The sequence below is a fragment of the Rahnella sp. RcJ3 genome (genome assembly GCF_009498575.1).
GTDB classification, from domain to species: Bacteria; Pseudomonadota; Gammaproteobacteria; order Enterobacterales; family Enterobacteriaceae; genus Rahnella; species Rahnella aceris.
The window spans coordinates 420,017-438,977 of sequence record NZ_QSNX01000001.1; the positions used below are offsets into that span (position 1 = coordinate 420,017).

The 18,961-nt window shown below is 55.5% G+C and carries 18 protein-coding genes and 1 pseudogene; 9 read left to right on the top strand and 10 right to left on the bottom strand.

The window, feature by feature from the left end; translation table 11 throughout:
• Positions 1–99 precede the first annotated feature (99 nt).
• The gene (locus DXU84_RS02005; RefSeq protein WP_013576348.1) at positions 100–357 is read right to left on the bottom strand and encodes a hypothetical protein; all 258 of its coding nucleotides are present in this window, start codon (positions 355–357) and stop codon (positions 100–102) included.
• A 210-nt stretch (positions 358–567) separates the two neighbouring features.
• On the opposite strand from DXU84_RS02005, the gene DXU84_RS02010 reads away from it, so the two are divergent.
• Both DXU84_RS02010 and DXU84_RS02015 read left to right on the top strand, forming a co-directional pair.
• Positions 568–1,227 carry a TetR/AcrR family transcriptional regulator gene (locus DXU84_RS02010; RefSeq protein WP_013576347.1) on the top strand — a complete coding sequence of 220 codons (660 nt, stop codon included), beginning with the start codon at positions 568–570 and terminating at the stop codon, positions 1,225–1,227.
• Positions 1,228–1,244: 17 nt separating this feature from the next.
• A complete protein-coding gene (locus tag DXU84_RS02015) occupies positions 1,245–2,111 on the top strand; it encodes an oxygenase MpaB family protein (protein WP_153374658.1) in 867 nt (288 codons plus the stop codon).
• A gap of 3 nt (positions 2,112–2,114) precedes the next feature.
• On the opposite strand, the gene abgT is transcribed toward DXU84_RS02015, so the two are convergent.
• The 3 genes from abgT to DXU84_RS02030 form a co-directional block, all read right to left on the bottom strand.
• On the bottom strand, positions 2,115–3,638 hold the full coding sequence (gene abgT / locus DXU84_RS02020) for a p-aminobenzoyl-glutamate transporter (RefSeq protein WP_153374660.1): 1,524 nt from the start codon (positions 3,636–3,638) through the stop codon (positions 2,115–2,117).
• Positions 3,639–3,743: 105 nt separating this feature from the next.
• Positions 3,744–5,210, bottom strand: a complete 1,467-nt coding sequence (locus tag DXU84_RS02025) for a M20 family metallopeptidase (protein ID WP_153374663.1) — start codon at positions 5,208–5,210, stop codon at positions 3,744–3,746.
• The gene (locus tag DXU84_RS02030; RefSeq protein WP_013576343.1) at positions 5,210–6,526 is read right to left on the bottom strand and encodes a M20 family metallo-hydrolase; all 1,317 of its coding nucleotides are present in this window, start codon (positions 6,524–6,526) and stop codon (positions 5,210–5,212) included. The genes DXU84_RS02025 and DXU84_RS02030 overlap by 1 nt, the downstream gene beginning before the upstream one ends.
• 201 nt (positions 6,527–6,727) lie before the next feature.
• Between DXU84_RS02030 and DXU84_RS02035 the strand changes: the two genes are divergently transcribed.
• Positions 6,728–7,624 (top strand): LysR family transcriptional regulator, encoded by an 897-nt coding sequence (locus DXU84_RS02035; RefSeq protein WP_153374665.1) that lies wholly within the window; start codon positions 6,728–6,730, stop codon positions 7,622–7,624.
• Between the two features lie 141 nt (positions 7,625–7,765).
• Entirely contained in the window at positions 7,766–8,872 is a 1,107-nt protein-coding gene (locus DXU84_RS02040; protein ID WP_013576341.1) for a suppressor of fused domain protein, read from the top strand.
• 159 nt (positions 8,873–9,031) lie between these two features.
• Here DXU84_RS02040 and DXU84_RS02045 read toward each other — a convergent pair whose 3' ends face one another.
• A complete protein-coding gene (locus tag DXU84_RS02045) occupies positions 9,032–10,528 on the bottom strand; it encodes an MFS transporter (protein ID WP_013576340.1) in 1,497 nt (498 codons plus the stop codon).
• Positions 10,529–10,890: 362 nt separating this feature from the next.
• Here DXU84_RS02045 and DXU84_RS02050 point away from each other — a divergent pair, with 362 nt between their 5' ends.
• From DXU84_RS02050 to DXU84_RS02065, 4 genes are all read left to right on the top strand, one after another.
• The gene (locus tag DXU84_RS02050; RefSeq protein ID WP_126125047.1) at positions 10,891–11,829 is read left to right on the top strand and encodes an ABC transporter substrate-binding protein; all 939 of its coding nucleotides are present in this window, start codon (positions 10,891–10,893) and stop codon (positions 11,827–11,829) included.
• A gap of 61 nt (positions 11,830–11,890) precedes the next feature.
• Positions 11,891–13,060, top strand: a complete 1,170-nt coding sequence (locus DXU84_RS02055; protein WP_037037194.1) for an ABC transporter permease — start codon at positions 11,891–11,893, stop codon at positions 13,058–13,060.
• Complete coding sequence (locus tag DXU84_RS02060; protein ID WP_153374667.1) at positions 13,057–14,001, top strand: ABC transporter ATP-binding protein; 945 nt, start codon at positions 13,057–13,059, stop codon at positions 13,999–14,001. The genes DXU84_RS02055 and DXU84_RS02060 overlap by 4 nt, the downstream gene beginning before the upstream one ends.
• Entirely contained in the window at positions 13,998–14,756 is a 759-nt protein-coding gene (locus tag DXU84_RS02065) for an ABC transporter permease (protein WP_013576336.1), read from the top strand. The genes DXU84_RS02060 and DXU84_RS02065 overlap by 4 nt, the downstream gene beginning before the upstream one ends.
• A 63-nt stretch (positions 14,757–14,819) precedes the next feature.
• Here the strand turns inward: DXU84_RS02065 and DXU84_RS25365 are convergent.
• Positions 14,820–14,921 (bottom strand): annotated as a pseudogene (locus DXU84_RS25365) (hypothetical protein); the annotation flags it as partial.
• Positions 14,922–15,146: 225 nt separating this feature from the next.
• Between DXU84_RS25365 and yedA the strand changes: the two are divergent.
• Positions 15,147–16,064 carry a drug/metabolite exporter YedA gene (yedA, locus tag DXU84_RS02070; RefSeq protein WP_112198500.1) on the top strand — a complete coding sequence of 306 codons (918 nt, stop codon included), beginning with the start codon at positions 15,147–15,149 and terminating at the stop codon, positions 16,062–16,064.
• A gap of 81 nt (positions 16,065–16,145) precedes the next feature.
• Here yedA and DXU84_RS02075 read toward each other — a convergent pair whose 3' ends face one another.
• From DXU84_RS02075 to DXU84_RS02090, 4 genes are read right to left on the bottom strand one after another with little or no spacing between them, the layout of a single operon-like run.
• Positions 16,146–16,682, bottom strand: a complete 537-nt coding sequence (locus DXU84_RS02075) for a DUF3833 domain-containing protein (RefSeq protein WP_112151641.1) — start codon at positions 16,680–16,682, stop codon at positions 16,146–16,148.
• Between the two features lie 20 nt (positions 16,683–16,702).
• Positions 16,703–17,230 carry a hypothetical protein gene (locus DXU84_RS02080; RefSeq protein ID WP_013576332.1) on the bottom strand — a complete coding sequence of 176 codons (528 nt, stop codon included), beginning with the start codon at positions 17,228–17,230 and terminating at the stop codon, positions 16,703–16,705.
• Positions 17,230–17,730: a DUF2878 domain-containing protein gene (locus DXU84_RS02085; RefSeq protein WP_013576331.1), complete on the bottom strand. Its 501-nt coding sequence runs from the start codon at positions 17,728–17,730 to the stop codon at positions 17,230–17,232. Before DXU84_RS02085 ends, DXU84_RS02080 begins: the two co-directional genes overlap by 1 nt.
• Positions 17,727–18,959: a cyclopropane-fatty-acyl-phospholipid synthase family protein gene (locus DXU84_RS02090; protein ID WP_013576330.1), complete on the bottom strand. Its 1,233-nt coding sequence runs from the start codon at positions 18,957–18,959 to the stop codon at positions 17,727–17,729. Before DXU84_RS02090 ends, DXU84_RS02085 begins: the two co-directional genes overlap by 4 nt.
• Positions 18,960–18,961: the final 2 nt, after the last annotated feature.

Here is an 18,961-nt window from a genome sequence, read left to right on the forward strand (position 1 = left end):
GGGTGATAAAACATGGGGCGGCCAGGAAAAAGATAAGGCGACATAAGCCGCCTTATCGTGATTCCTGCCCTGACGGTCTGTCATCAGGCTCCGTGGTCATTAGTAATAAACAGAAGCGGGCTGATGACCAGAGGTTGAAGGCGCAGGTGGTTGAGTGGGAGAAGTAGGAATACGGCCCTGTTCGATTTTTTTGTTCGTACAGGTGGCCGGGTTACAGAAGTTACTGTCACCGGTCACATTGACCATCCGCACTTCCTGACTCTGCAAAGGCATCATGATAACCTGCTGTGCGGCAACATTGGCAACCGGTACAGCGGTTAATGCCAGAACTGCAAGAAGGATTTTAAAGTTACTCATGATGTTACGTCCTGAATGTGTTGTCTGCAAAAGGCTTATAAAAGCGTTTTAGTTGTGCAGCTTTGCGGGTTTGAGTGATTTTCTTATCGCTCGATAATTAAATGATAAACTCCGCTGGACTTGTGCGCAACTATTTTTAATAATGATCGTTAAGTTATTTCTATAACTATTTTAATAACCATAATCACAATGGTGATGGAAGGAGGGTGTATGAGCACTGAACAGACGGCTTTGGTCCGGAAAAGTCGCGGTCGCCCAAAACAGTTCGATCGTGGAACTGCTCTGAGCAAGGCCTTGAATTTATTCTGGCGCCATGGTTACGAGGCCACTTCATTAGCCGATTTGGTCGAAGCAACCGGTGCAAAAGCGCCAACTTTGTATGCCGAATTTGGTAACAAAGAAGGGCTTTTCCGCGCAGCCGTTGAACATTATCTGAAAAACTTTTACGAAAAGAGCTCATGTTTACTGAGCAGAACAGATTTGTCCGTTGAGGATACGGTTGGGCGCTATCTGCGTGCCATCGTTGAGCTGTTTACCGACTGCGACACGCCAAGTGGCTGCTTTATGATCAGCGCATCATCCGGGATGTCTTCATCTTCTGCGGATATTGCCGAAATGCTGCGTGCGCGCCACCTTTCGCAGGAACGCACTCTGTTTGAATATTTCGAGAAGAAAAAACAGAGCGGTGATTTGACTGCGGTAACTGACAGCGCGCTGCTGGCGAAATACCTGGCCTGCACCATTCAGGGCTTCTCCGTACAGGCCCGTGACGGCGCAAGTTCTGATGAACTCAACCGGCTGATTGACGTGGTCATGAATCTGTGGCCGGAGCTGACCAAAGCCACGGTTGTCAGCAAAGCCGCACATTAATCACTGAGTTAAGATAATTGTTAAGAAAGAGAATAGAACGTCAGGTGCTGAGTCTTTCGGGCCTGGCGTTAGGCGGTATAGACTTTGAGAATCCGCCGGGTGACCCGGGACTGTTTGGTCCGCAAAGCATCACCTGGCGAATTCACGGAGACTTCTCATCCATGCTTTGTGGCGGCGTCAGTGCCTTATTGCTGCAAATGCTTCATCCGCTGGCGCTTGCCGGTGTCTGGGATCATTCCTCATTTCGTGAAGATATGCTCGGGCGACTTCGTCGCACCAGTCAGTTCATTTCCGGGACGACTTTTGCGCCTGTTAATGACGCCAACGCGTTAATCGAAAAAGTAAAATCCATTCATTTGCGGGTGACCGGTACCGATGCTTACGGCACGCCTTATGCGGCCAGCGATCCGGATTTACTGGTCTGGGTGCACGTAGCCGAAGCGTACAGCTTCCTGCAATCGCATCTGCGTTATCGCAATCCTGCGCTCAGCCTGAGCGATCAGAACCGCTATTATCAGGAGTTTTCCCGTGTGGCGAAAAGCCTGGGGGCGGGAAATGTGCCGGAGAGTGTCGATGCGGTAGAAGCCTATCTGCAGGCGATGCGCCCGCAGTTGCGCTGCGATGAACGGACGCTTGAAGTGGTAAGATTATTGCAGAATGCACCCGCGCCGAGCCGTCTGGCCAGGCCGGTGGGCAGCCTGATGATTCAGGCTGGCATTGAATTATTGCCTGAGTGGGCAGCAATCCAACTGGGGATTTCCCTTTCCCCGCAAAAGCGCCGGAGGATTCGTTTCGCCACCCGTTGCATTGCAGGGGTATTGCGCTGGGCGGTGAGAAACGGCTCATGGCACCGGGCCATGCGCCGTATGGGGCGTCTGCACTGACCGTTAAAGATGCGGATAAACGCCCGGACCGATGGGCAGACCCAGCAGATACCAGCCCACCAGCATCAGCAGCCACACCAAGAAAAACACAATCGGATACGGCAGCACCAGCGAATAATAGGTGCCGAGTTTCGCTTCTTTGTTGTAGCGCTGCAGGAATCCGAGGAACAGCGGCACAAACGGCGACATCGGCGCGAGCGGGATCACCGAAGAATCCGCGACGCGGAACACGATTTGCGCGAACGCCGGATGGAAACCGAGCAGCATAAACATCGGCACAAATATCGGTGCCAGAATCGACCAGATGGCCGAGCCGCTGGCGATAAACATACACAGCAATGCCGACAGGAAAATCAGGCCGAGAAACGCCGGGATGCCGGTCATGCCTAAGTTTTCCAGCACATCCGTCAGCCCGATCGCCATGAATTTCCCCATATTACTCCAGTTGAAAAACGCCACAAACTGGGAGAGCGGGAACACCATCACAATAAAACCCGCCATGGATTTCATCGGATCCACCAGCAAATCCGGCACGTCACTGGCGCTGCGGATCTGCTTCGTCACCATGCCGTAAGGCACTGAAATCACGAAAAAGAACAGAATAATCAGCGGTACGATGCCCTGAATAAATGGCGAAGGGATGATGCCGCCGGTTTTCGGATTGCGCAGCGGCGCGGCTTCCGGCACCACCAGCAACGCCACCAGGGCGATAAACACCAGCGCCGCAATGCCGCTCGCCATCAGGCCGCGGTTCTGTTCCGGCGTCAGCTTTTTCATCTCTTCGTTACGCTCGCCGTGATACACCGGCAGGCGCGGTTCAACGAATTTATCGGTCAGAATGGCACCCACGATGGTCAGCAAAATCACCGAGGCTGCCATAAAGTACCAGTTGTCGATCACACTGACCTGAACCGCCGGATTAATCGCCTTTGCCGCCTCGGTACTCAGACCGGATAACAACACATCGGTGGTCACAATCAGCAGGTTAGCCGTGAAACCGCAGCCAACACCGGCGATAGCCGCCAGTAAACCAGCCACGGGATGACGTCCGACTGCGAGGAAAATCAGTGCGCCCAGCGGCGGCATCACCACCAGTGCGGCATCCGACGAAATGTGGCTGAAGAAGGCGATAAAAATCACCATATAGCTGGCGTAACGGGCGTTTACTTTGGACGCCATTTTGTACATCAGGCTTTGCAGCAGCCCGACGCGCTCCGCCAGTCCGGCACCAATCACCAGCGCCAGAATCGAGCCGAGCGGGGTAAATCCGCTGAAATTTTTAATGACGTTCGGCAAAATCCACTGAATACCTTCCACGCTCAGCAGGTTTTTTACATGGATTACCTCACCGTTGGTTGGGTTTACTGCCGTAATATTCAGCCATGAAATCACCGCACTGGCGACCATCAGCACGGCGATCAGGTAAACAAATAACAAAAACGGGTTGGGAATTTTATTCCCCACACGTTCAACCCACTGAAGAAATCCCCCCGGACTCTGGCCGGAATCTTGCGCCTGAATACTCATCTGTTAACCCTCTGTCGTGTTTGTCTTTTTTTATATTTATGCCGCTCATCCGTGCCGGAACGGGACGCGAATGAGCGGTTTACATCATTAACTGACACCCGTGATTTATTTCAATGGCGAAGGTTTTACGCCTGCCGGGATCGGGCACTGATACGGGCGTCGTGCACGTTGTGCATCGCGCTCTTTCTGACAGGCCGTCAGTAAATCCGGCCGGGTGAACAGGTCTATCGCGGTCGATGACATGATTTTCGCTGCCAGACACATGCCTTTATGGGCGATGGAGGTCCGCCCCTGCGACACAATCTGCCAGGTATGCAGCGGCGAACCGACCGCAAAACACGGGCTGAAACACTGCGCCGTCGGCACCAGCCAGCTCACATCACCGACGTCCGTTGAGCCGTAGAGGATATTGCCGTTCGGGGCATACGGAGCAACGGAGTCTGTCAGCGGGGAATGGCGCAAGGTTTCGGCGAATTCCACGCCTTCCGCGCCGCTGGTACGGGAGATATTCAGCAGATTGTTATCGATATCCTGTTCGCTCAGCGTGGCATGAATCGACGCCGCAAACGCCCGCTCTTCGGCGGTGTAATGCGGAGTGCCGAAAGCCTGCACATACTGATACATCGCGCTTTCCAGTGTGCGGTTGGGCACGTAGTTGGAACAGGCCTTGTCAAAGCGCATCGACATCTGTGTGCCGGTCATCAGCGCTGCGCCTTTGGCGATATCCACCACGCGGTCAAAAATTGCCTGGGCCTGATCCCTCTGCGGCGCACGCACCAGATACAGCACTTCGGCATCGGCCTGCACCACGTTGGGCGAAATCCCGCCCGCGTTGGTGATCGCGTAATGCAGGCGCGCTTCCTGAATGATGTGCTCACGGAGGAAGTTCGCGCCGGTATTCATCAGCGTGAGGGCGTCCAGCGCGCTGCGACCCAGATGTGGCGCGGCGGCGGCGTGTGAGGACACGCCTTTAAAGCTGAACGACGCCTGAATATTGGCCAGCGTCTGGTTGCTGAACATGCCGCTGTAGGTTTCCGGGTGCCAGGTCAGTGCGGCATCGACGTCATCGAACAATCCTTCGCGGGCCATAAAGGTTTTACCGGAGCCGCCTTCTTCACCCGGGCAGCCGTAAAAACGCACCGTGCCCTGAATGTTTTCACGTTCCATCCAGGCTTTTACGGCCAGCGCGCCACCGAGTGCCGCCGTGCCGAGCAGGTTATGGCCGCAGCCGTGTCCGTTACCGTTTTCCACCAGTGGCTGCGCTACATCGCAACCGGCTTTCTGGCTTAAACCGGCCAGCGCGTCGAATTCGCCGAGCAGGGCAATCACTGGTTTTCCGCTGCCGAAGCTGGCGATAAACGCCGTTTCCATGCCACCCACGCCGCGCTCAACGGCAAATCCGCTGGCGTCGAGTTTGTCGGCCAGTAATGCAGAAGAGAAGGATTCGACAAAGCGGGTTTCAGGATGATCCCAGATGGCATCGCTGATTTCTGCCAGCGCGGGTTGCTGGTTATCGATGAAATCATTGATGAAATTCACGACGTTCTGTTGATGTGGCACGTGCGACGTCATCAGCGTTCCCCTTTGAATTCAGCGATATTCAGCGCCAGTGCCGCCAGGGTTTTAATGCCCTGAGACATCACTTTTTCATCGAAATCAAACAGTTCATTGTGATGACCCGCGCTCAGATCAGTGCCGAAAATGACATAAGAGGCTTCGCCACCGCGGGCTTTTACGCGCTCCATCATATAGGTGGCATCTTCCGAACCCGCTGCGCCTTCCTGACGGTCGATAATCTGCTCAAACTCGCCGAGTTTTTCCGCCTGACGGTGGATGTAATTCACCCAGGCGGGCGTCGGCGTGCTGCTTTGCGCCGCGCCCATCAGTTTGATGTCGAATTTCACCTGATGCATTTCGGCTGCGCCGGAAATCACTTTCAGCGCCTGCTGATAAATAAATTCGTTCACCTCATTGGTGGTGCCACGCGTTTCTACTTTCATCGTGGCGCTGGAAGGCACCACATTGCGCCCGGTACCAGCCTGTAAAACGCCGACATTAATGCGTGAATCACCGCCGCTGTGACGCGGGATCGCATGCAAACCCAGTGTTGCCTGCGCCGCCGCCAGCAGGGCATTGCGGCCATCCTCCGGCTTACCGCCCGCATGTGAGGCCACGCCGGTGAAGTGCACGTCGAGCTTGGTCGTTGCCATAAAAGTATCGTTACCGCACACGATGTGATTAGCCGGTACGCCGGTGCCGATATGCACGGCGGTGAAATATTGCACGTCGTCCACCACGCCCGCTTCAACCATGGATTTCGCGCCGCGCGTGCCTTCCTCGGCAGGCTGGAAAATCAGCTTGATGGTGCCGCAGAGCTGGTCGCGCACCTGCATCAGCACGTCTGCCAGCCCGAGGCCAATGGTGGTGTGACCGTCGTGACCACAGGCATGCATCATGCCGTTATTGGCCGAAGCAAACCCGTCGCGGAACGGGCGATGCTGGTCTTCCAGTACTTCGTTTAAATCCAGCGCGTCCATATCCACCCGAAAACCCATTACCGGGCCGGGGCGACCGGTTTCCAGCGTGGCGACAATCCCGGTGAAACCGCCGGAGAAATGCGGCATCCAGCGGGCAATCGCGCCTTGTTCCAGTGCGCGCTGCTCCTGTTCGGCCAGCACGGCTGCGGAAGGCAGCCCCATACGCGAATCAGCGTCGATAACTTCTTTGCCGAGTTGCAGTGAATAGCCCAGTTTTTCCAGACGATCGGCCACCAGCGTGGAGGTACGAAATTCCAGCCAGCCGGATTCGGCGTATTTATGCAGATCACGACGTTGCTTTTGCAGGGAAGGGAACAGCTTTTCTACACGTTCAGAAATCTCATTAACCATCACGGACTCTCTTTTTACACAGACATGCAGGCTTTCCGCACAGCGGCAGAAAGGAGGAAATCAAAGCTTCGGGAAGTGCAGACCCGCACGCAGAAAGCGGCGAAAGGCGGCCTGATATGATTTTCAATGTACATAAAGCGTTCAGGGCATATAAGATGCCAAAATCTTCTTAGTGATAATCAGGGGTTATCAAAGAATCTCATGCCATCACAAATAAAAATGCATCAGTTGCGGGCGTTTGTTTCGGTCGCACGTCAGGGCAGTATTCGTGCCGCCAGCCGGATGCAGAATCTTTCACAGCCCGCGCTGACCAAATCAATTAAAGAACTGGAAGAAAATCTGGGGGCGAGGTTATTTGTCCGTCGCCGTCAGGGCGTGACGCTAACTGATTGTGGTGACGCGTTTTTTAAGCGCGCAAGCCTGATTCTGGAAGAGCTGAGGGTGGCGCAGGAAGACATCGCTCAGCGCCTCGGCGGGACCAGCGGCAGGGTCAATATCGGCGTCGGTGCCAGCATTGCCCGCACCATCATGCCGGAAGTCATTGACCGTTTTCACCGTGAATTCTCCCATGTGAAGGTGCGGATTGCCGAGGGACAACTGGTATCAATGATCCCGGAGCTGCGTCAGGGCGAGCTGGATTTCACCGTGAATACCTATTATCAGGGACCCTTTGATAACGAACTGTTATATGAAAAGCTTATGGATAAAGAGTATCGCGTGGTGGCAAGGCGTGGTCATCCGATGCAGCATGCCCGTTCGATGCAGGAGCTTTTGCATTGCGACTGGACGATGCCGACGCCACGCGGCAGCTATTACAAACTGCTCAGCGAAGTGTTCAGCGAAATGGATGCCGAGCCGAATATCAGCGTGATTTGCGAAACTTTTATGTCCTGCACCAGCCTGATCGCCAAAACCGATTTTCTCAGCGTGTTGTCCGTCGATGTCATTAACGATCCGGTGATCGGCCAGAGTCTGGTCGCGCTGGATCTTGATCTGCCGCTACCGAAAGCCACGTTCTATCTCATTCAGCGACGTGATACCACGCTGACGCCGATGGCCGCGCATCTGGCGCAGCTGTTTCGGATGTATTGCCGCTGATGTTGATATTTTGACAAAAAAGCACCTGTTTTAATGATTTATCGGGGATTTTTGGGAATATTGCCCGTTATCGGCCTGGCTTATCCGTTCTACACTGACCATCACAGGGAATAATAAGCTTCCTGATATTGTTGAGGTCATATGCGCCAGTCCGACATTGTTGCTGAAGTCAGTAACGACAAACAAACCCTGACCGCGCTGGTCGAGCAGGATAACCGCGTGGTGTATTTTTATATTTTCGCCCGCGAAGATTTGCGCGACCGCTTTCCGAAAATGCGCGCCTGCTGGGTACGTAATCTGGTGCCCGCACCGCTGAACGATGACACAGAGGCAATGGAGCAGGGGATTGCCCCGATGCTGGCGGCGCAATACTGCCGCAATCTGGAGGGCGAAGCGCCGCTGGAGCCTGCACAAATTCAGATCCTCTGGAATGAAAGCGATGACGGCGCGGCGTTGTGGTATCAGGGATTATTGCTGGCGGTGATCCCCGGCTGGAGTTTGTATATCGACCATTCGGTGTGTTATTCCGCCGGCTGCATTAAACAGAATCCGCTGACCTTCCCGCTGGGTTCTGCCTCGACCAACACGCAATGTGAACTGGCAGAAAAGACCCGCCTGTTCTGGCGTGACTGGCAAAATGAATTCAGCAATCCGTGGCCGAAAATCCAGCGCAAGCTGCTGGAATCCTACGAAGATCGCTTTGGCTCATCACTGAAATATTATCTGATCAATCAGGGTAACTGGCCGCCGATGGCGATTTCTCAGCATGAAGATGAAGAGAATTATTACTTCTTCACGGTCGGCATGAGTATCCGTCCGATGCCGCAAATTGATATTGTTTTCAACGATGAAGCAGAAAAGCATCGTCGCATCGAACTCGCATTTTCGGTCGGCAAAGAATATGTGACAGAAGAAAATGCCGTGCAGATGGCCAGCGCGTTATCCGGTTATGCACAGATTCCCTGGACGACTCTCAGCTGGTTGGGTGAAGGCCACACGCTGATGTCGCCGATGGCACCGCTCGGCTTTGAAGGACACGTGATTTCCTCCGCATTATGCGGTCCGGCAGACAAAATGCGTCTGCCAAAAATTTACGGGGATCCGGTGAATCTGTTTTGGGTCAGTCCGGTGTTTACCAGCGAACTGGAGTTTGCGCAGGCCAGACCGAATGGCGGATTTGAACTGGTCGCCGCGATGATCAAGAACGATATCGGGTATGTGTTTGCGCCGAGAAGTGCGGTGGTTTGATGTCACTCTCTCAGTTTTCTCACAAAGATGAGTAAGAATACCGATCTGCTCCCTCCCCTGCGAAGGGGAGGGTTGGGGTGGGGTATTAATGGCAACTGAGTTGTCTGCTAAACCCCCTCCCAGCCTCCCCCTTCGCAGGGGGAGGAGCAAGGCAAAAACCTAAACCGGTTTAATTTCCTGCTGAAAATCCTCAGCATCAACATCATATCCCGACGGTTCCCAGCGTACCGCTGTCAGTACGATTAAGCCCGCCAGTGGCGCTAACGCGATCACCCAGAACACGCCGGTGCCGAGTGCGGCGGAAAGCACCGGAAACAGGAACAGTGAAAGGGTGGAGCTGGCGCGCATCAGCGTCTGGTTGAAGCCGACACCCATGCCGCGCAGTGATGTCGGGTAGCTCAGTGACGCAAATGTCATGGTGTGCGATCCCGGGCCGAAGCCCTGACCGAACAGGAATAACGCCAGCATGGCGATGGAAATCGCCGCTTCGCCACCGTCTGCCGGGCGGCCGACCAGTGCCAGACCGATCATCGCCACCAGCTGGCAGGCGTAACCGGCGTAGGTCATTTTCCATGCACCAAATTTCGACACATACCGTACCGCAATCAGACCACCGACAAAAGCGAAGCACAGGTTCAGGCCGAGCGAGAACAGAATGGTGCTGATCATCGATTGTTGCAGGAAGCTGGATAAAATCACCGGTAACCCGAATGCCACCGCATTATAGGCAAATGACGAGGCCACCGCCGTCACGGTCGCCAGCACGGTGCGCCGCAGATAAATGCCCTGCAACAGCGTGCCGTAGTTACGCCATGCGGCTTTGCGCACTTTCACCTGCGGTGTTTTGTCCGCATCTTCAGCCACTACCGCATTGATGTTGTAAGACTTTCTCAGGATCGCCGCCGCGCTTTGCAGGTCGCCCTGATTGGCCGCCCAGACCGGCGATTCATTCATATAACGGTGACGGATAGCGATAATCAGAATCGCAGGCACCGCGCCGAAGCCGAGGATCAGACGCCACAACCAGTCGGTGTGCGTGGCAGGCAGTACTGCGTAAAGCAGCAGAACCAGCAGATACGAGACGCTGATCGCTGCGTACCACGTCGGGCACCACATCGCCACGCGCGAGGCTTTATTGCCGCGCCCCTGAAGTTTTGAGAACTCCGCAAGAAACGCCATCGCCACCGGTAAATCGATGCCGACGCCTAATCCCATCACGAAGCGCGACCCGCCGAGCACCCATTCATTCGGTGCAAAGGCGCAGGCCAGCGCGGCAATCACGAAGAAGAACATATCAGCCATAAAGACGCGGTAACGGCCGATTTTGTCGGTCAGATAGCCGCCGAACAATGCGCCGACAATCGCCCCGAAAGTGATCGCCGAGGCCACAAAGCCCGCGCCGGAAGGCGTCAGCCCAAACTGGCGGGTGATATCTTTCATTCCGAAAGCCAGCGCACCGAGGTCATAAGCGTCGAGGAAAACGCCGCCGAGAGCGATAGCAATCACGATGCGTGCGTCGCTGATTTTCGCTGCGCCGCGGTTCACTAACTGAGTAATATCGGCAGCGGAACGAATCACCACCGGCTGGTCAGACGCAGAATCTGCGCTGTAATCCCCTGAAGAGGCGGTCTGAGAGGCCGCAATTGAATCAGACATTGTTGTGTTTACGCTTTTTGACAAAAAAACCAGCATAGAGGCGAGGTGATGCCGGTCACAAGTCCTGATTAGACGTTGCGTGAAAACAAATGGCTATAAGTTAAAACAAAGTGATCTAAAAGGCAGCGGTGAACATCTTCTTCGGGGGAAACAGCCTGTCTTGTCTCAGTGATTTAGCGGATAAGCTTCGAACATTTATGCATTTTACTCCGCTTCCGCCGCCTGCTTTTATGGCTCACTCTCCGTTTCCCTGCGCGAAATTGGACTATTCTTGTTAGCAGCTTGTTTATTCAGATGAAAGCCGAAAGACAGAGCAGTCGCCGGGCGACAAAAACCAACATAACCCGATAAGAGGATAGAACATGACTGTAACAACTGGGCGAGTACGGGGATTTTCAGTGGCAGCACTGGCGCTGGCTTCCGTGTTAAGTTTCAGCGCACAGGCCGCTGATGATGCCGTGCGTGTCGGCTCAAAAATTGATACCGAAGGGTCGCTGCTCGGTAACATTATTATTCAGGTGCTGGAAGCCAACGGTATTCACACTACCAATAAATTACAGCTGGGAACGACGAAAGTGGTGCGTGGCGCAATCACCTCCGGTGAAATCGATATCTATCCGGAATACACCGGCAACGGCGCGTTCTTCTTCTCCGACGATAAAGACCCGGCGTGGAAAAATGCGCAGGCCGGTTTCGATAAAGTCAAAAAGCTGGATTACGACCAGAACAAAATTGTCTGGCTGAATCCGTCTCCGGCCAATAACACCTGGACTATCGCGGTACGTCAGGACGTCGCGAGTGCGCACAACCTGAAATCGCTGGGTGATTTGGGCAAATACATCAGCAGCGGCGGCGATTTCAAACTGGCGGCGTCAGCCGAGTTTATCGAGCGTCCGGATGCCTTACCGGCGTTTGAGAATGCCTATGGCTTCAAGCTTAATCAGGCGCAACTGTTGTCTCTGGCGGGCGGTGATACGGCGGTGACCATCAAAGCGGCCGCTGAGCAGACTTCCGGCGTCAATGCGGCAATGGCTTACGGCACTGACGGCCCGGTCGCCGCGCTCGGCCTGCAAACGCTGGAAGATCCGAAAGGCGTACAGCCGATTTACGCGCCTGCGCCTGTCATCCGCGAGGCCGCGCTGAAAGCGCATCCGAACATTCCTGAATTGCTCAAACCGGTGTTTGCTTCGCTTGATACCAAAACGCTCCAGGGGCTGAACGCGAAAATCGCGGTTGATGGTCAGGATGCGAAGAAGGTGGCGGCGAAGTACTTGCAGGAAAAAGGTTTCGTTAAAAAATAACCGGGCAGTGACCGCCCTGAGCACGATCTTCGGATCGTGCTCTCTGATATCAGGTAATGTTTTGACTTATCACTCACCCGTTAAAAACCGCGTCCTGCTGACGCTGGTTTTGCTGCTGTTGCTGGCCGGTTTCGGGCTGGCTTTTGTCAGCCATGCGCCCAACCGGCTGGTATCCGGTAAAGGTATTTCACTGGCGAGCCTGCTGCATGGCTATTCTGCGTTACTCCTGTTGCCTGCCGTTTTGCTGCTGGCCTGCGCCTTTCTGACCCTTTATGGTCGCCATCATTTGCTGGTGATGCTGCTGGCGGAAATCCTGCTGGCCGTGCTGGTCTGGCTGGCCGGTCACAGCGCGGTGCAACTTGCGGGGGGCGATGAAGACAGTATCGCGCGCACCTCGCTCGGCGGCGGTTTCTGGGCAGGTGCGGCGCTTTGTCTGCTGATCGCCTCCGACGCCATTTCCCGTTTTACCCGTAATCACAGCCTGCGTATTTTGCTCAACGTGCAGATGATCGTGCCGGTGGTTTTGCTGCTGGCGTACGGTCAGCTTGCCGAACTTTCGCTGCTCAAGGAATACGACAACCGTTCCGACGTGTTCAACGATGCGCTGTGGCAGCATCTCGGCATTTTGTTTGGCACGCTGGTGCCTGCGGTGCTGATCGGTCTGCCGGTCGGGTTGCTGTGTCACCGTAAACCCCGCTGGCGCGGGCCGGTATTGTCGGTGCTGAATATTATTCAGACCGTGCCGTCGATTGCGCTGTTTGGCCTGCTGCTCGCACCGCTGGCGGGGCTGGCAAAAGCGCTGCCGTGGCTGGCTGAACACGGCATCAGTGGCATCGGGCTGGCACCAGCGATTATCGCGCTGGTGCTGTATTCGCTGTTGCCGCTGGTGCGCGGGGTGATTGCCGGGCTGGAGTCGGTGCCGGAATCGGTGATCGAATCTGCCCGCGGCATGGGTATGAACCGTGCGCAGGTGTTTTTCCGCGTGCAGATGCCGATTGCCTTGCCGGTTATCCTGACAGGTGTGCGCATTGTTGCGGTGCAAACGGTCGGTATGGCGATGGTTGCGGCGCTGATTGGCGCGGGCGGACTGGGGGCCATCATGTTCCAGGGTCTGCTCAGTAGTGCGCTGGATCTGGTCTTGCTCGGGGTGATCCCGGCGGTGCTGATGGCCGTTGTTGTCGACAGCGTCTTTAAATTTGCAGTCTCAATTCTGGAAACCACACGCAGATGATTCATTTCAAGCAGGTTAGCAAACACTTTGCCGGAAAAGCGGTCGTGCGCGATCTCACGCTGGAAATGGCCAAAGGCGAATTCACGGTGCTGATCGGCACCTCCGGTTCGGGGAAATCCACCACGCTCAAAATGATCAACCGGCTGGTGGAGCACGATCGCGGGGAGATTTTATTTGCCGGTGAACCGATAGAAAAATTCCGTGCGCAGGATCTGCGCCGCCGGATGGGTTATGCGATCCAGTCCATTGGCCTGTTCCCGCACTGGACGGTGGAGGAGAATATCGCCACCGTGCCGCAATTACTGAAATGGCCGAAGGCGAAAATCCGTGACCGCGTGACTGAACTGCTCGAACTCCTCAATCTCGATCCGAAACAGTTCCGTCATCGTTATCCGCATCAGCTTTCCGGCGGACAACAGCAGCGCGTCGGTGTGGCACGGGCGCTGGCTTCTGACCCGGAAGTATTGCTGATGGATGAACCTTTCGGCGCGCTCGATCCGGTGACCCGCGCGACGTTGCAGGAAGAAGTGGCGCGCATCCATAAAATCACTCACCGCACCATCGTACTGGTGACGCATGACATCGACGAAGCGCTGGCGCTGGCCGACCGCATCGTACTGCTCAATGACGGACAAGTGGTGCAGCAGGGGACGCCGCTGGAATTGCTGACCCGACCGGCGACGCCGTTTGTGCGTGATTTCTTCGGTGGCAGCGAGATGGGGATCCGCTTGTTGTCGCTGCGCGAAGTGGGTTCGCTGATGCGGCGCGGCGAGTCGTATTCCGGCAACCAGTTACCGCTGACCGATACCATGAGCCTCAGTCAGGCGCTGTCAAAATTTGTCGCGCAGCAGGCTCAGCAGTTACCGGTGGTGGATGAACAAGGGCAACCGCTCGGCGTGCTGCATTTTGCGGATCTGACCGCACCGGACGGCAGCGCATGAAACGGGTATTTGCAGATCCTCTGATTTGGTTATTCGCTTTATTGCTGGCGCTGATTTTCGGTATGACCTCGCTCGGCGGGCTGTTCCACTGGATGTTCCCTGAACTCAGCAGGCCGGTGTATCAGCAGGAAAGCTTTGCCGCGCTGGTGGAAGCCCATCTGTTGCTGGTCGGCATTTCCAGCCTGATTGCGGTGATTATCGGCGTAGCGGCGGGGGTGGGCGTAACACGTCCGGCGGGCAAAGAATTCCGTTCACTGGTGGAAACGCTGGTGGCGATGGGACAGACGTTTCCGCCGGTTGCGGTACTGGCAGTCGCGGTGCCGGTGATGGGATTCAGTGAAAAACCGGCGATTATTGCGCTGGTGCTTTACGGGTTGCTGCCGATCCTGCAGGGGACGATTGCCGGGATTGAATCGGTACCGGCGTCGGCGCGGGAGATTGCGCAGGGCGTGGGGATGAGCCGCTGGCAGATGCTGCGGAAAGTGGAAATTCCGCTGGCCGCGCCGGTGATTATTTCCGGCATCCGCACGTCAGTGATTATCAATATCGGGACGGCGGCGATTGCCTCGTCGGTCGGCACGTTAAGCCTCGGCTCGCCGATTATCATCGGCCTGAGCGGTTTTAATACCGCCTATGTATTGCAGGGGGCGGTAATTGTCGCGTTGCTGGCGATTTGCGTAGATATGCTGTTTGAACGCTGGAGCCAAGGGTTACAACGCTGGCAGCAGCGGTCAGTGGACGAATCAGTTCGTTGACGCAGACGGCGGCGCAGGCACCACGGAAGGGGCGTCGTTATCGCTGACCGGTTTCGCGTCGTCCTGAATCACCACCGCATAACCGGCAACCATCACGCCACCAATTGCGCCAATCGCCATCAGACCAAACAGCGCGATAAATAATTTTTTGCCTAGCGAATTCATGTGCAGTACCTCAGGATTTTGAACGGCGAATTATAAATCGTTTCCTCACCCCTGCAACAGACTATTCATGCTGTGATTACTTTTAACGGTGATGCCAGCGCATTTTTTGTCATATACAGAAACTTTTTAGCAACATTTTGACGCGATCGCACGGATTCCCTTGCCGGAAATCAGGGCAATAGCGTTAACTGTTTGCCTTCATTATCACGCTAATAAGTTATTCCTATGACTGGTTCCGCCACCCGTTCCCTGCTGCCATTAATTGCTGCACTGTTTGCGCTGTATTTTATCTGGGGTTCGACCTATTTCGTGATCCGCGTGGGCGTGGAAAGCTGGCCACCGCTGATGATGGCCGGGCTGCGTTTCTTCGTCGCCGGATGTATTTTGTTCACGTTTTTATTGCTGCGCGGGCATAAAGTCCCGACGTTGAAGCAGTGGATGGCCGCCGGTGCCGTAGGTATTTTGCTGCTCTCTGTCGGTAACGGGCTGGTGACGGTGGCGGAACATATGCAGGTGCCGTCGGGCATTGCCGCCGTAATGGTCGCCACCGTGCCGCTGTTTACCCTGTGTTTCAGCCGCCTGTGGGGAATGCCCAACAGCCGCCTGGAATGGACCGGTGTCGCCATCGGCCTGTTCGGGATTGTGCTGCTTAATACCGGCAGTAATCTGGAAGGGAACCCGTGGGGCGCGGCGCTGATCCTGCTCGCCTCACTAAGCTGGGCATTCGGTTCGGTGTGGAGTTCTCGCTTGCCGCTGCCAACCGGCCTGATGGCGGGTGCGGCGGAAATGATTATCGCCGGTGTGGTGTTGCTGGTGGCAAGTCGTGTCACCGGGGAACACATGACCGCGACGCCTTCGCTGAGCGGTTTTCTGGCGCTCGGTTATCTGGTGGTATTTGGCTCGATGATTGCCATCAGCGCCTATATGTTTCTGCTGAAAACTGTGCGTCCCGCCGTGGCCACCAGTTATGCCTATGTGAACCCGATTGTGGCGGTGTTGCTCGGCATCGGCTTCGCCGGTGAATCCTTGTCTCCGGTCGAATGGGTGGCGTTGGGCGTGATCCTCTGCGCGGTGCTGCTGGTGACGCTGGGGAAATTTGTATTCGGGCGTAAGAAGACGGTGATTAAAGAAGTGAAGGTTTAAACCGCTTCCTTTTCGCAAATGTGAAAGCTGATTTTGTTTTGCTCCTCCCCTTCGCAGGGGAGGGATCAGACCGGGTTAAGCCTATTTTTTCTCAAAGAAAATCGTCACCCGCGCCACTTCCACGCCGAATTTTTTCAGCGCGGTGACGTTAAACAGGTGCTGTTCGTCCTGCTGATAAATCCAGTCATCGAACGTCAGCCGGTAGGTGCTGCCGCCTGATTTTACGTCCATCACGTATTTCCAGTTAAAGGCATTGCCTGCGGATTGCCCGGTGGCGGTGCCGATAATGTCGCCCGCCGTGCCGGTATAGCTGCCGTCTGCCAGTTTGCGGATCCGCCAGACGCGGGTCTGTTTCTCGCCGTCGTCATACACAAAGTCTTCATGCAACGTCAGCGTATCGCCCGCCACATCACCGCGGATTTTCACGATGAAGCGCCGGGTCTGTTTGTTGCTGTAATCCTGCACCATGCCGTAGGCCACGCTGTCACCGGCAAACCAGGTGAAAATATCCAGCTTCGGTTGCGCTTGTGCGTAATCTTGAATATTGGCTTTACAGCCGGTGAGTAACAGCATTCCGCCGAGGATCAGCGTGACAAAAATCTTGCGCAGAACAGTCATAAAACCTCCATAAGATGCCATTAATCGGACGCGGATGCGCCGGTCAGCTTGCTGCGTAAATCAGGATATTGCGTGGCGGGCGAGAGCCAGATCGCCAGAAAGGCATCGCGGAATGCCGGGCTGAAAGGCTGACCGACCGGTGTGCTCAGCACGCTGTTTGCGGGCTGGCTGTAAAACTGGCCGCCATTTTCAGTGGCGACAAACATGATTTCGCTGCCGTTGCTGACATCCGGCCAGGTGTTTTGTACCGCCTCCAGCCAGCCATTTTTCTGTGCCTGCGCCAGCAATCCCAGTGCCTGCCATTGTTCTTCTGTTGCTCTGGTCAGCTCCTGATGATCAATGCTGCGCAGATACTCAATCTTCAGCGCCTGCGGCCATTTTCCGGCCTGATACTTACCGTCGGGCGTCAGCAGTTGCGAATGATAAACCTCAAAAGGCCCCCAGCTCAGCGTGGCACGCCCGACCTGTTGCCATTGGTTCCACGGCGTGGCGGCAAAGGCAGAGAAAGAAATCATCAGCGAAAGTACGGCCAGAAATGCGCGCATCATCAGGTTTTCCGCTCTGTGTCATGGCTGAGCAGCACCGGCAGGCTGATCAGCGGTAAGAATATCGCCCAGCCCGCCGCCAGCAGAAGCCAGACATAAACCGGTGCGGCGAGAAGTTGCATGGCACCGAGCTGCATGCCGAGGTAATAGGCCAGCGGGCCACTGACCGCGCCGACGGGCATCAGCCAGTACCATGTCAGCCGTAAATAGCCGAGTAACCACAGCCACCAGGCGCTGAAGCCCAGCCATAACGCCATCATCCACGGCGGTACGGCGGAAGAATCGCTAAATTCAAACAGACCCAAAATGCACCACAGCGAGTCCATCATGATGCCCAGCGTACAGGCGGTGGCGACCCACAACCGGCGTTTTGATGGTGTAAACGCCAGCATCAGAAAACTGCTTAAAAGCAGGAAGAGGATAAACCGTCCGCGCCCCCAGACGGCCAGCGTCCACCAGGCATCAAAACCCAGTGTCAGCAGCCAGAAGCGCAAGGTTTTCATCCGCGTCGCTCGGCGACCAACTGCACGGTGCTGATGGTGCGTGCACGAAAACCTGCCTCGCAGTAGCACAGATAAAACAGCCACAGACGGCGGAAATATTCGTCCTGCACGCCGTCAGTCTGTGCATTCCAGTAGCGCTGCACCCGCTCACGCCATTCATGAAGGGTGCGGGCGTAATCGGAACCGATATCGAACAGATCACGCACCACCAGACTGGTGCAGCGGGTCATGGTGTCATTCATGGCGGTAATTGAGGGCAGAAAACCGCCGGGAAAAACGTAGCACTGAATAAAATCGACGTTACGGCTGTAGGCGGCATAACGCTGGTCGGCGATGGTGATTGCCTGAATTGCCATACGCCCGTGCGGTTTGAGCAGCGCATTGCAGCGTTTGAAAAAGGTGGAGAGATAGCGTTTGCCGACTGCTTCGATCATCTCTATCGACACCAGTTTGTCGAACTGCCCCTGCAGCGAACGATAGTCTTCGAACAGCACCGTCACGCGGTCACTCAGCCCGGCTTTTTCAATCCGCTCACAGGCAAAGCGATATTGCTCGCGGGAAATGGTGGTGGTAGTGACCTGACAGCCGTATTCGCGCGCGGCAAATTCGGCCATCGCGCCCCAGCCGGTGCCGATTTCCAGCAGATGATCGCCCGCTTTTAATTGCAGCTGTTCACACAGGCGGCGCATTTTGGCTTCCTGCGCCTGTTCCAGCGTCATCTGCGGCTCCTGATACCAGGCGGAGGAATACAGCATCTTCTCATCGAGAAAACCCTGATAAAAATCGTTGCCCAGATCGTAATGCGCCGAGATATTTTTACGCGCCTGCGACGGACTGTTGCGGCGGAAAAAATGAATGACTTTTTTGGCCGGTGTGCTGAGCCAGCTGAGGCGTGCCTCGATTTTATCGACCAGCTTCAGGTTCTCGGCCAGCAGTTGCAGCACGACGGTCAGATTAGGCGTGGTCCAGTCGCCATCAATAAAACTCTCACCCGCTGCGACGCTGCCGCCCAGTAAGACACGCCGGTAAGCGCGCTGATGCAGAATGTCAATTTCACCCTGCAAGATAGCCGTCGGATCGCCAAAAAATATCGCCTGCTCACCGGGTTCACGCAGCGTCAGGCCCGCGCCTTTGAGCTGCTTCAGGACGCTAAGGATGAGCGCACGCGCCGCTTTGCTGCGCCTGTTATTCGTCCCTTCACGGGCGAGTTGCATTTCAGGTTGGCTCATGG

What these genes read in the sequence shown, in the direction of transcription:
- DXU84_RS02005 (WP_013576348.1), bottom strand. Translation starts at nt 357, where the DNA reads ATGAGTAACTTTAAAATCCTTCTTGCAGTTCTGGCATTAACCGCTGTA.
- DXU84_RS02010 (WP_013576347.1), top strand. Translation starts at nt 568, where the DNA reads ATGAGCACTGAACAGACGGCTTTGGTCCGGAAAAGTCGCGGTCGCCCA.
- abgT (WP_153374660.1), bottom strand. Translation starts at nt 3,638, where the DNA reads ATGAGTATTCAGGCGCAAGATTCCGGCCAGAGTCCGGGGGGATTTCTT.
- DXU84_RS02025 (WP_153374663.1), bottom strand. Translation starts at nt 5,210, where the DNA reads ATGACGTCGCACGTGCCACATCAACAGAACGTCGTGAATTTCATCAAT.
- DXU84_RS02030 (WP_013576343.1), bottom strand. Translation starts at nt 6,526, where the DNA reads ATGGTTAATGAGATTTCTGAACGTGTAGAAAAGCTGTTCCCTTCCCTG.
- DXU84_RS02035 (WP_153374665.1), top strand. Translation starts at nt 6,728, where the DNA reads ATGCCATCACAAATAAAAATGCATCAGTTGCGGGCGTTTGTTTCGGTC.
- DXU84_RS02040 (WP_013576341.1), top strand. Translation starts at nt 7,766, where the DNA reads ATGCGCCAGTCCGACATTGTTGCTGAAGTCAGTAACGACAAACAAACC.
- DXU84_RS02045 (WP_013576340.1), bottom strand. Translation starts at nt 10,528, where the DNA reads ATGTCTGATTCAATTGCGGCCTCTCAGACCGCCTCTTCAGGGGATTAC.
- DXU84_RS02050 (WP_126125047.1), top strand. Translation starts at nt 10,891, where the DNA reads ATGACTGTAACAACTGGGCGAGTACGGGGATTTTCAGTGGCAGCACTG.
- DXU84_RS02060 (WP_153374667.1), top strand. Translation starts at nt 13,057, where the DNA reads ATGATTCATTTCAAGCAGGTTAGCAAACACTTTGCCGGAAAAGCGGTC.
- DXU84_RS02065 (WP_013576336.1), top strand. Translation starts at nt 13,998, where the DNA reads ATGAAACGGGTATTTGCAGATCCTCTGATTTGGTTATTCGCTTTATTG.
- yedA (WP_112198500.1), top strand. Translation starts at nt 15,147, where the DNA reads ATGACTGGTTCCGCCACCCGTTCCCTGCTGCCATTAATTGCTGCACTG.
- DXU84_RS02075 (WP_112151641.1), bottom strand. Translation starts at nt 16,682, where the DNA reads ATGACTGTTCTGCGCAAGATTTTTGTCACGCTGATCCTCGGCGGAATG.
- DXU84_RS02080 (WP_013576332.1), bottom strand. Translation starts at nt 17,230, where the DNA reads ATGATGCGCGCATTTCTGGCCGTACTTTCGCTGATGATTTCTTTCTCT.
- DXU84_RS02085 (WP_013576331.1), bottom strand. Translation starts at nt 17,730, where the DNA reads ATGAAAACCTTGCGCTTCTGGCTGCTGACACTGGGTTTTGATGCCTGG.
- DXU84_RS02090 (WP_013576330.1), bottom strand. Translation starts at nt 18,959, where the DNA reads ATGAGCCAACCTGAAATGCAACTCGCCCGTGAAGGGACGAATAACAGG.